This window comes from Glycomyces tarimensis (assembly GCF_054776215.1).
Genome location: NZ_BAAHCB010000038.1, coordinates 1 through 10,841 on the forward strand (window position 1 = coordinate 1; position 10,841 = coordinate 10,841).

Sequence of the window (10,841 nt, forward strand, 5' to 3'; positions counted from 1 at the left end):
CGAGGTGACTTCGCGACTACCTCTGGATGTTTTCGCTGGTAGACCACGGTAATCGCTGTGGTCTTCCAAACCAATGACGCGAGTACGATTCTCGTCGCCCACTCCACTATCTACCTACACAAACACCTCAATACACAATGGATCTGACAGAAATCGGCGGCGTCAGCGCCACAAATTGTTTCCGGAGGTCACAGCCTTAGCCACTCTCATGTGGATGGTTTGTGGTGGATACTCGGGCACCGTCTATGTGGACTGTCCAACAGTCCATGCCTGTCACCTGCGGTAACAGGATCGATCACACCCCCGATTCGGTACATCACCGTTGGTTTCAGTGACCAATGACCAGCCACTCGATGCGCCAGACTCTGCCCGAACCTGCGGCTTCCGCGGGGCCGAGCTGGTACGAGCGCACGGTCAACTACACCACCTACAAATGTCCCCGCGTGGCCGCAACCAACCGATCCGGCATCGCCTAGGTCCTCGCCGTCGCGCTCCTCCCCCGACCGGCACGACCGACCTGACCGCGACCTTCGCCTCGCACTCCGGCAGTGGGGGCGTGCTCCCAGACGCCTTGACCGTGACGACTGCCCGACCGATTTCCGCAACACACTCAAGTGGGCAAAGGCGCACGCCCCAGCAATCACCGTCCTCGACGACGCCGACCGCATCCGGAGCCTGCTGGACCGCCTGGCCGTCACTAACTCCGAGAAACAGGCCTCGGCAGCCTACTTCAACCGCAGACGCGCAGTACCGTTCAACGCGCTGAAGTACGCCGTCGCCAAAAGCCGCCTCGGTACGAACCTGCTGGCCGCGCCCGATCTGGGCTGGGAGAAACGAGCAGTAGTAAGATCAGCACCGATCACCTTGGCCGACAACTATCTGGCACTCTCAGGGCCACTTTCCTGCGCTGCAAACTTGAATTACTGGCAAGAGCAAGGTGGCATGTCAAGTCGCCCGGCTGATGGTCGAACGCAATAGTTCGGCGTAGTCGTGCGTGTTCGCCCACCAGCCTTGCACGCCATCCGACCCGGGCAGGTCGTGGATCTTCGCGGCAGGATATGCAGCTCGCACCTGCGGACGAAGCCCCAGACGGTCGATGGCCGTTCTTTCCGACAGCACGATGTGCAGCTTCGCGCCAAGTTGCGAGGCTATTCCAGGGAAGTCGATACCCAAGGGCGTTGGTCGAAGTTGCACGCCCTCCGCGAATGCCCTTGACAGTCGTTCTGCAACCATCTCCTTCACGAGAGCGAACAGCTCGGTGTCGTTGAAATCATCCGCTGTCAGAAAGGAATCGATGAACTGCTCGGCGTTTCCCTGTGACAACCGTCCGGTCTGCTGGAACATGCGGAGTTCCTCTTGCGGAACCGATGCGAACATCCGAGCCAACTTCTCCTGCGATTCTTCGCGTTCCAGCTCTTCGAAGATCCTTTCGCGGGCGGATGCTCCCATCGTGTGGATGAGTGAGGCGATCGTCGGATCGATGACGATCACCGGCCCATGGACGAGCCCTCTTGTCGCGATTTCCAGTCCAGTGAACGCGGCATGACTATGACAGACGACCGCGTCGACGGGCTGTAGTCCCAGGACGGAATTTATCCAGTCCGCGGCATGTACGGCCCAATGTTCGTCCGAGAGCAACACAGGAGACACCGGCGGCGTAGTCCCAATCGTGCGAACCATCCCCTGGAGCGCGTGCCTTAGTGGCGCCCAGATTCGCTCGTCAAGGACGGATTCTTGAAGTAGGAGAGCGGAGGCCAATCCGGATCGTTCTCGCGGTCGGTTCATGACCCCCACTCTCTCATTTCTCAGTGGTCGCCGCTACCGGCACTGATTCACACAGCGAACCCCAAGGCCGCCCGCGCAGACCAAGCAGATCGGGCAGTTGATCGCCCTGTCGATGGCGCTGCCCAGGACGCAGCTGCCACAGGCCATGGCACAGTCGTAGTCCGCGCCGCCGCCTACGCAGTCGATGAAACATGACACCGAGAACATCGGTGTCAGCTCCTCCGCCGACGCAGGCGCGAAGGAGGGGCTCAGTTCACGGACTTCCGACCGGCCGTCCTGAACGGCAACTTCAGCGAGCGGTGTGCCACCGACGGTGTAGTAGCGAAGAACCTCGTGCTCGGCGTCGATTCGGAGTGTTACGGCGACGCTGGGATCGGCCATATCGACGCAAGTGAAGGTGGTCGGGTCGTCATGCTTTAGCAACGCCATCGTTTCACCGATGCTGCCAGTGACGGCGTAAGCAGCCTCATCCGGGCTGCCGCCCCAAACGCGGAGAGCCTGCCGGCTCGTTTCGCTCGCTTGGAGCCTCCCGGCCTCCGCGGGCGTGAGTTTCCGAAGTGTGCCAGTTTCCCCTGGGCCCGCATTCGCAGGAGTAGCGGTGCCGAACAGGACCGCACCGGCACTGGCAGCCGCGCCGCCAATGAGCCAGCGGCGGGAGACCGAGCGTTGCTCCTGCGCCCGTTCGGTGCGGGCTTTGCCTTCGGCAGCAGCCAGGCCGATGAGCGCCCCGGCGTTACGCCAGCCAATCCGTCGGGCGAGTCGCAGACGCATGGCGAGGCCTGTGCGGACGGTGACATGTCCACCATCGATCTCGACGATCGCAGGCTTTGCCGGCATGGTGTGCCCAGTGTCGGCGAGCAGCCGTTGGATCTCGGTGTCGTGCAGTGATTTGACGTCGATCCCGGGTACAGCGAGAGCATTCAACTTCTTTGCCACACGAGAACACGGGGCGCAGTCGGCATCGAACAGTACGATGCTCTCAGTTCGTGGTGATTGATTTGCCATGTAGAGTGGTTCTCCGTTCGTGTAGGGCCGGCGAAGCTCTCTGCTTCCCCACACATGGATCTGCGGCTGCGGCGGTGCAACGCCGTAGCCGCTTTGCGTTGGTTTGGCCGACACTATGGAGCCAACGGACGTGAGTCAATGCTCTGTCCGCATGTGGACATCCGCACCCCGGGAAGCCACACAGTCACCGCAGCGGCGATACGATGAGCCTGCCCTATGGGTGCGAATCCTCTTCTACAACGCCGAAATAGGGCAACGTCGACATCATCTATCCCCTGTTCGGAGCGCTGATGGACACCAGCCCCCATCGACTCGAAAAGTCCTTCCTCGCCGAGGAGGAGACCCTGATCATCGACATGCTCTACGACGGCCTGACACAAAAGGCAATCGGACGGAAGCTCGGTGTCAACGATCGGACCGTGCGCCGTCGCCTCGATGAACTGAAGATCAAACTGGGGGCCGCCAACAGCCTCCAGATTCCGTTGAACGCACACAATCAGAAGGTGTGGTCGCCTCCGTGTTGCCGTAGAACCTCAATATCCCGTCCACGCCGCAACCGATCCACCGAAACTACGGACTGCGCACATCAGTGAAGTCTTTCCATCTCGATTTACGATTGATGCCGAGCGATGTGATAACGGCGCGGTCCCGCAAAGCCCTGGTCGCCGCATGTCGACCGGCACTGGTACCGCAAGCACCGCCACCACGCGGTCATCCTCCCGACCCTTACCGACGGCGGGGGCACCCTTCTGTGGATCGGGACTGAATATCCCGGATCGACTCACGACCTCACCGCCGCCCGCGCCGACCAGGTCTTCTACCAGGCCCGCAGCGCCGGTCTCGAGAACTTCGCCGACAAAACCCACGTCGGCGCCGACGTGATCGTGCCGTTCAAGGGCAAGTGGGACAATCTTACCGAGGAGCAACGCCAGCACAATCGAGTCGTGATCTCCACCTGCTCTCTGGTCGAGCGTGGCTTCGCGCAGCTCAAGACCTGGGCGATCTTCCGCCGCTCTCGCTGCTGCCCGACCCTGATCGGACCCGCCGCCCGCGCCGTACTCATCCTCGAACTCAACGATCGCGAATAGACAGACCATCGTCATCGACCAGAATCGATAGGTAACCGAGATGGAAAACCTCAGTTAACGATCCGTGCCGCCTGATCGGTTGCCACCACCGTATGGCGCATGGCGGATAAGATCGCTCCTCAACCGGTGGCAATCTGAGAAAATACCGAAAGAACCCACCGGTCGAGCACTGCAGTTGCTCTCGCTCCTGGTAGACCCACCGGATCTGGAGTGGTGCCGAGAGTTCGAGCGCGCGCCACGCTGGGTGGACCACACACCGATCGAGATGGAGGCGGACTCTGGTTCCGTCCAGATCCGCGACGATGATCTCGACCGGCTCGCCATGACCGTTGCCCGAATCGCGCTCACCGCCCCAGTGGCCGTCATCGAACCACCTGAGCTCGCCCACACCCTGAGGCGACTCGCCACTCACCTCGCCGTCTCGCCGCTATGACGACCAGGAGCAGCTCGGCCGATCAAGTCATTCGGGGCCAAGTCGCCGCCGAGAACGGGTTCGGGCTCATGCCCTGGGAAGTTCCCGCGTTGGGTCCGTTCGACCATGGCGACGGCCGGCCGCGAACCTGCACGACTCCCAGGCCTTCGAGCCACTCATCCAAGGTATCCCGAAGATCCGCTCCCGGCGCGGCCCGCGGCGCAGGAAGCCCGCGAAGGTCCACGCAGACAAGGCCTACGACATCCCCGACAGCCAGGCCGCGCTTCGCGGACGGCGAATCGGCGACCGTATCGCACGACGAGGCATCGAGTCCTCCGCGCGGCTCGGCCGCCACCGACGGGCCGTCGAACGCACCATCGCCTGGCTCGGCGGCTACCGCCGACTCCCCATCCGATACGAACGCCACAGCCACCTCTTCGCCGCGTTCCTCGCCCTCGCCGCAGCGATCACCCGCTACAAAAAACTCGCCAACTGAGACACACTCTTAATTGCGTGTATCTTGACGCTGCAGACATTCGACTATTGATTTTAGCATTGAACGCCCTTTATCTCCTTCAGTCGGATCAGTCCAGCTATCCCAGAACCGATCAACTTGCAACAATGCTCGTCCTGCTCTGGCTCCTAGGAGCTTCAACTCAGAACGACTTGAATTACTCAGCAGTCCCGTAGCCAAATTCTCAAGATCCACCTTGGAAACGATGTCATCTGAGCAGAAGTTCACAGCGATGATGCCTATCAGCGCATACAGCTCGGGTTCCATGTTGGCCTGCTCGATTTCTCGTGCAGTACACAGCCGACCGGTTCTTACCGCTATTTCATCGGCACGTCTTGAGCTTGGCATAGCGCGAAATTCATCTATGATATCTTCCGCTGTATCGCTTTCAAAAGGACCGTGACTCCAGGTGCCCATCATCATCTCCTCTCCGCATACTAGAAGTATCCACCCATCGGAATATGGATTTCAGGATCCTTATGATTTACGAAAGATACCCCCAGATTCCTTCGGCCCCTCCATGACTGTTTGTTCAACGCGTTTTTAGCCGTTACACTCGAAGTACCTTTCGGGAGCGGGATGGAGGTAACGTTTACCACATCTCCAGGCGCGTACCCGGATTTTCCAACCGAATGCGTCGCCTTCATTGAGCCGTTTTCAGCTGTCATCGATTCCCTGGTGAGGTAAGGAAGAAGCTCCTGGTAGAACCACAGGTGCTGAAATCCGTTGCCTGCCAGGAGCCTCGAGTGCTGTTCTACCAAGCCGCGCTGCCGCTGTCCACCGCCACCCTCAACCACGTGTCCGGCCTCGTCCGCACCCACCGCCGCCAGATCCGCTCCCACTGGCGAGCCCTCGACCCCGGCCGGCAAGCCCTCCTCACTCTCGCATACCTGCACAAAGGCGAACGACTGGTCGACCTGGCCGCCGGCTTCGGCATCGCTCCGGCCACCGCCTGGCGTCGCATCCGTGAGACCATCCGCCTCCTGGCGGCCACCGCGCCCGGCCTTCGGACAGCGCTGCGACGAGCCAAACGCCGCCGGCACGCCTTCGTGATCCTCGACGGCACCCTGGTCCGGATCCAACGCAACCGCATCGACCGGCCGTTTTACTCCGGCAAGCACAAGGTGCACGGCATGAACCTCCAGGCCATCATCGCCCCGGACGGCGAGCTGCTGTGGATCTCCGGCGCGATCCGCAGCTCGATTCACGACACCGCCGCGGCCCGGATCTGGCAGATCGTACGCTTCCTGCACGAGGCGGGCCTGTTCGGCCTGGCCAACAAAGGATACGAGGGCCTCGAGCGCGACCTGGTGGTCACACCCTTCAAAGGCAAGGACAAGCCCGAATACCAGAAGGAGCACAACCGCCTCCACGCCCGGCTCCGCGGACCTGGCGAGCGAGCGTTCGCCCAGCTCAAAAAGTGGTCAATCTTCGACCGGCTTCGCTTGCGACCCGGCTCAGGCCACCGAACTCGCTAAAGCCGTCCAAGTCCTCAACACCTACGAAGCCTCGACTAAATGAAAACGACTCATTGCCGAGACCACGGGTCACCGCCTAATCGAGGGTCTGTGCCTGATTCATACTGCAGGAGCACTGCACCACGAATCATCATGTACCGAATCTACGAATGAAAACACTAGCTGATGTCTAAACTAGACGTATCTGGGGAGAAGAGCGCTTCAAGCGCATTTAGCGCAAACAACAGGGCGACATACAGACAGATCACGATTCCGCCCGCCAACAGGCGGGGGACTACGACATCCGCACCACCCGAGATTGCGATAACCATCAAGAGGATCCATGCCCCCGTCGTCAGGAACTTCCGCAGTCCTCCAGCCATCCGGGACACCGCCGGGCCCATGAGCCGTCTGATCCGAGACCGGGTTGCCGGGTTTCCGTATAGGGCTTTCATATGAGCCTCGGTCAAAAGTTCTCGTCGCACCGCGTCGTCCACGCTTCGATTCATCAGCTGCCCGAGACCAGCATAGAGCACCAGGACGGCCACCACCATGACCCCCGCCAATGCCCACCTCGTCACAGATGCGAGGCGACCGGTCGCCAGATCGCCGAACACGGCACCAGCGAACAACACGACGATCGGGACGAGCTGCAGCAAGAGCAGCCGTGTTACCAGTTTTCTGATCTCACGACTACCGGCCACGACCGGTCTCCTTGCATAGGGTCTTTCCATGATGTCACCAAAGTTCCAAATCGGTATTCCCATCGAGGCAGGTCGCGACCGCACCGACGCCAAAAGTGACGGCCGCGCCGATGGGGTGTTTTGTACCCAGTTGGACGATAATCGTCGCCGCAGTGGCACCAGCTGTGAACGGAGCCTCGTTGCAGGACTGAACACAGTTGGAGACGAAAGGCGTGACACCGGAGGTTTCAAGATATTCGCGGAATCCCAATTCCTCACACGCCCAGTCTGGCATTAGGGTTGTACCGTGTTTGCATGTCTGCGAACGCGACGGGTCGGCCAAGAGACCATCTTCCCCAAAGGTGAACGTTGCACTCGCCAACGTGACCCTCGAAGGCGCTCGTCGGTATCAGGACATATGGCGTGCAGCGCTTTTGGGTCCCATGAGCGGCCGGCGATCCGTGAAACCGACGCCATCCCATGCCGGCCGGTGCGGGCGTAGTGGCGGTCCATCACGTATATGCCGCGACCACTGCGACAAGTCCATACGACTTCGCCGATGCGGTCGAGTCCACGGAACTGTCGGCACGCCAAGCGAATCCGGCGGCAAGAACGGCGGTGACCACTGGATTGCCCTGCCAGCCGCCCCACATGGCGATGGCACCGATGAGGGGTCCGGCCGCGGCGCTGCCAACGACTGCAACGCGGTGACCAGCATGAAGAGGTTCACGAGATACGCAGAAGCCGATCTGCAGGTTAGGCCGCAGCCCAAGCCTCCGCTAGACAGCCCTCGTCGTAGTCCCAAATTCCTTCGCGGGAGCCCTGATCGAGCACCTCACGAAACCGACGGACATTGGCCGAACCTGCGACGCTGAAGGCTACGATCCCAAATGACTCAAGGACCTCGAATTCCGCTCCGGTTTGCTCGAACCGACTTGCTACATCGAAAGGGTCCATGCCGTTCAAACCCACTATGCGAATAGTAGAAGCGCCACTCTCTCGGACAATCGACTTCACCGCAGAACTGTCATCCTTGGATTCGAGCTCAATTACATCTCCACACGAGACCCCTCGGATAAAGAACGGGATGCTGTCGACTTCAAACTGATGCCCGCCCAATCCTTTTACCCAAATGGATTCTGCCGAAGCTGGCGGCCAGCCACTACCATCACTTGGAAGGTCAATGGTAACCTTGGTTCTTTCTTGCAACTTTCCTCCGAGTAGTTTGATTTAGGAGCCGGCTACGGCCAGCTACTACTTTTGCTCCTGTTGCGGATGCGACATAGTGCTTGCCCATTGGCCGACGCTCAGATCCATCCTAGGACCCTTGGCTTAATATGGTCGATTTGCATTTCATTTACCGGAGGAGTGACCCCAGAGGTTGGTCTTTGCGGATTCGCAAGAGGCACACTACAGACCTCCTACTTAGCTGTTCCACCGTTTGCTGCAGCGTTCCGTTGCGCAACCTCGCCCCTGCCGGCTTTCGTGAAGTTCTTACCCGCACGATCGGTCGCAACTCCGCGATCGGGGCTAGGCTGGAGTTCGTCCCGTTTCTTCACCAGGTCCAGCCTGCAGTAAAGATTCCCGTTTGAGTTGTATGTGAGGAAGTCAGCAGTTCCGGCTGCAATGCTAAAGGTATGGAGGTCGGCGACTGTGAGGTTGTGGACTGTCGCCAGTTCGGTTCGGGCCCGACCGCGGTGATCTGGACCCAGGTTCCGGCGCTGGTGAGCAGGAACTGGCCAACCTTCAGGTCGATCGCTTCACCCATAGACGCGGCAAAGACTCTGTCAGCCCGGCAAGCGTGGCAGGCGCGTCATCGTCTGTGGTTCCACCGACCGCACTGTCGCCGTATTGAGTTGTGGCATTCAGTTTAGCAGTGGGTGGGCCGCCGTCTTCGGAGCCGGAGCCGCATCGGGCTCGGGCGCATCCGCTGGGTGGTCGAGCAGGCCATCGCGCACTTCCACCAGTTCAAACGCCTCACCATCCGGTGGGAACGCCACCTGTTCATGCATCAGGGCTTCACCAAACTCGCCGCCGCCCTCATCTGCTGGAGAAGACTGAGGAGCCCAGACTGAAGCCTGTCAGCGGGCAGGACCACCTGCAATCCCTACGTGTCCTGGGATCCTAAAAGGCCTTCAGTCGCAGGCGCCTGCCGGCCTCAAGCCTCTCGACGCATTAGGCCGTGTTTACGAACTCGGTTTCCAGTCGAGGATGATCGCGACCTGGATGGTTGCTTCGTAGCGGACGGCGAGCTTGTCGTAGCGGGTGGCGACGGCGCGGAAGCGCTTGAGCCGCCCGATGGCGCGTTCGACGGTGTTGCGCTGCTTGTAGACCTCGCGGTCGAAGGCCGGGGGCCGCCCGCCGAGGCGGCCCTTGGCTTCCCGGTTGCGCCGCTGGTCCTTCCGGTCCGGAATCACGGCTCGGATACCGCGCTTTCGCAGGTAGGCGCGGTTCGCCCGACTCGGGTAGCCCTTGTCGGCCAGGACGCGGACCGGGCGGGTGCGGGGCGGACCCGCGCCGAATCGGGGCACCGTGATCCGGTCGAGGACCGCACCGAGTTGGGGCGAGTCGGCCCGTTGCCCGGCGGTCAGCTTGAGCGCCATGACCGTTTGGGAGGTGTCGGCGGCGAGATGGACCTTGGTGGTCCAGCCGCCCCTCGAGCGACCGAGCGCGTGGTCGGCGGGTTCACCGGGGACGGGCCGGTGTCGGGCCCCGGCTGCGGCCTGGTGGGCCCGGACCGTGGTGGAGTCGACGCTGACGGTCCAGTCCAGGCGGTGCGCGGCGTCGAGCATGGCCAGGACGAGCTTCACCATCAGCGCCCAGACGCCGCGCTGCTGCCAAGTGGCGAAGAGCCGGTAGACCGTCGGCCAAGGGCCGTAGACCTCGGGCACGTCCCGCCAGGGCGCGCCGACGCGGACCCGCCAGGCCACGCCGTTGAACAGCGTCCGCCTCGACCTGGTGATCGGGCGGCCCGCCCGCGCCGGGGCGGGGATCCATCGGCGCAGGCGTTCCCACTGCTTATCGGTCAGATCCCCGCGCCCTGATAGACTCGACACCGAAGCCTCCTTTTGAAATCCGTTGCGACACAACAGATTCAACAGGAGGCTTCCTCGGTTCGTAAACACGCCCTAGCAGATGACCTCGGCGATATCGTTCCCCGACCCTTGGCTCCCGCAGCATCCGGCCGATCTCGACGAAACCGGTCTCGCCTGCGAGCTCCGCGAGTCCATCGATCGGCCACCGATAGGCCGGCCCCACCCTGCTGGTCTCATACTTCGTGACCGGATCGCCTTCCGACTCGAAGAACGCGACCAGCAGATGTCCTCCCGGTCCGATCACCCGGCGGAACTCGGCGAAGTACGAGGCCACTTCCTTCGGCGGGCCGTGAATCACCGAGTACCAGGACACGACACCGCGCAGCGCCCCGTCGGCCAGGTCCAAGGCGTTCATGGACCCCACCTCGAACCGCAGATCGGGGTGCGCCTCGCGGGCGATAGCGATCATCACCGGCGACAGGTCGACACCGAAGACCTCCAACCCCAGATCCCGCAGATGCGCGGTCACTCGCCCAGGACCGCAGCCCAACTCGGCTACGAGCTCCGGGCCGCCCGTCTGGACGTACTCGGCGAACGCGGCCAGCACGGCCCGATCGAGGGGCAGCCCGTCGAACTCGTCGCGCACGATCTCGGCATATTCGACGGCGACGCGGTCGTAGGCTTCCGTTGTGGCGCTGAGGTGTTCGGACGTTTCAGCCATGGTCGAGCATTTGACGCTCCCCGCCAAGGCCGTGAACGCCGACGACTTTTCCACTGGCTCCGACGAACTTGAAACCAGTTTTAAGCTTGTCTTTTAACCATTGGTGCTGGTTGTAGTGCCCTGCCTGAACGCGGTCGAGGC

Annotated in this window: 9 protein-coding genes and 3 pseudogenes; 5 read left to right on the forward strand and 7 right to left on the reverse strand. The window is 61.6% G+C overall.

All coding sequences use genetic code 11. The features are described 5' to 3' along the window. Window positions 1-945 precede the first annotated feature (945 nt). Window positions 946-1,491, reverse strand: a complete 546-nt coding sequence (locus tag ACYVK3_RS21085) for a hypothetical protein (RefSeq protein ID WP_460499322.1) — start codon at window positions 1,489-1,491, stop codon at window positions 946-948. A gap of 327 nt (window positions 1,492-1,818) precedes the next feature. Then, window positions 1,819-2,721, reverse strand: a complete 903-nt coding sequence (locus ACYVK3_RS21090) for a hypothetical protein (RefSeq protein ID WP_460499323.1) — start codon at window positions 2,719-2,721, stop codon at window positions 1,819-1,821. Window positions 2,722-3,080: 359 nt separating this feature from the next. Here ACYVK3_RS21090 and ACYVK3_RS21095 point away from each other — a divergent pair, with 359 nt between their 5' ends. The 3 genes and pseudogenes from ACYVK3_RS21095 to ACYVK3_RS21105 all read left to right on the forward strand — a co-directional run. Next, on the forward strand, window positions 3,081-3,383 hold the full coding sequence (locus tag ACYVK3_RS21095; protein WP_460499324.1) for a LuxR C-terminal-related transcriptional regulator: 303 nt from the start codon (window positions 3,081-3,083) through the stop codon (window positions 3,381-3,383). Between the two features lie 93 nt (window positions 3,384-3,476). Beyond that, window positions 3,477-3,878 (forward strand): annotated as a pseudogene (locus ACYVK3_RS21100) (transposase family protein); the annotation flags it as partial. 470 nt (window positions 3,879-4,348) lie between these two features. Then, window positions 4,349-4,786, forward strand: a pseudogene (locus tag ACYVK3_RS21105) (transposase); the annotation flags it as partial. A 9-nt stretch (window positions 4,787-4,795) separates the two neighbouring features. On the opposite strand, the gene ACYVK3_RS21110 reads toward ACYVK3_RS21105, so the two are convergent. Then, complete coding sequence (locus ACYVK3_RS21110; RefSeq protein WP_460499325.1) at window positions 4,796-5,221, reverse strand: DUF4259 domain-containing protein; 426 nt, start codon at window positions 5,219-5,221, stop codon at window positions 4,796-4,798. Between the two features lie 329 nt (window positions 5,222-5,550). On the opposite strand from ACYVK3_RS21110, the pseudogene ACYVK3_RS21115 reads away from it, so the two are divergent. Beyond that, a pseudogene (locus ACYVK3_RS21115) lies at window positions 5,551-6,325 on the forward strand (transposase). 115 nt (window positions 6,326-6,440) lie between these two features. Here ACYVK3_RS21115 and ACYVK3_RS21120 read toward each other — a convergent pair. Both ACYVK3_RS21120 and ACYVK3_RS21125 read right to left on the reverse strand, forming a co-directional pair. Then, window positions 6,441-6,965, reverse strand: coding sequence for a hypothetical protein (locus tag ACYVK3_RS21120; protein ID WP_460499326.1), 525 nt, complete (start codon window positions 6,963-6,965; stop codon window positions 6,441-6,443). Window positions 6,966-7,700: 735 nt separating this feature from the next. Beyond that, window positions 7,701-8,153 (reverse strand): DUF4265 domain-containing protein, encoded by a 453-nt coding sequence (locus ACYVK3_RS21125; RefSeq protein ID WP_460499327.1) that lies wholly within the window; start codon window positions 8,151-8,153, stop codon window positions 7,701-7,703. Window positions 8,154-8,824: 671 nt separating this feature from the next. Between ACYVK3_RS21125 and ACYVK3_RS21130 the strand changes: the two genes are divergently transcribed. Continuing rightward, window positions 8,825-9,019: a hypothetical protein gene (locus ACYVK3_RS21130; protein ID WP_460499328.1), complete on the forward strand. Its 195-nt coding sequence runs from the start codon at window positions 8,825-8,827 to the stop codon at window positions 9,017-9,019. A gap of 111 nt (window positions 9,020-9,130) precedes the next feature. On the opposite strand, the gene ACYVK3_RS21135 is transcribed toward ACYVK3_RS21130, so the two are convergent. Further along, the gene (locus ACYVK3_RS21135) at window positions 9,131-10,000 is read right to left on the reverse strand and encodes an IS5 family transposase (protein WP_460499329.1); all 870 of its coding nucleotides are present in this window, start codon (window positions 9,998-10,000) and stop codon (window positions 9,131-9,133) included. Beyond that, window positions 9,963-10,700 (reverse strand): class I SAM-dependent methyltransferase, encoded by a 738-nt coding sequence (locus tag ACYVK3_RS21140; RefSeq protein ID WP_460499330.1) that lies wholly within the window; start codon window positions 10,698-10,700, stop codon window positions 9,963-9,965. Before ACYVK3_RS21140 ends, ACYVK3_RS21135 begins: the two co-directional genes overlap by 38 nt. Window positions 10,701-10,841: the final 141 nt, after the last annotated feature.

Bases quoted from the DNA above. Each gene is read 5' to 3' on its own strand.
- ACYVK3_RS21095 (WP_460499324.1), top strand. From the start codon at position 3,081: ATGGACACCAGCCCCCATCGACTCGAAAAGTCCTTCCTCGCCGAGGAG.
- ACYVK3_RS21110 (WP_460499325.1), bottom strand. From the start codon at position 5,221: ATGGGCACCTGGAGTCACGGTCCTTTTGAAAGCGATACAGCGGAAGAT.
- ACYVK3_RS21140 (WP_460499330.1), bottom strand. From the start codon at position 10,700: ATGGCTGAAACGTCCGAACACCTCAGCGCCACAACGGAAGCCTACGAC.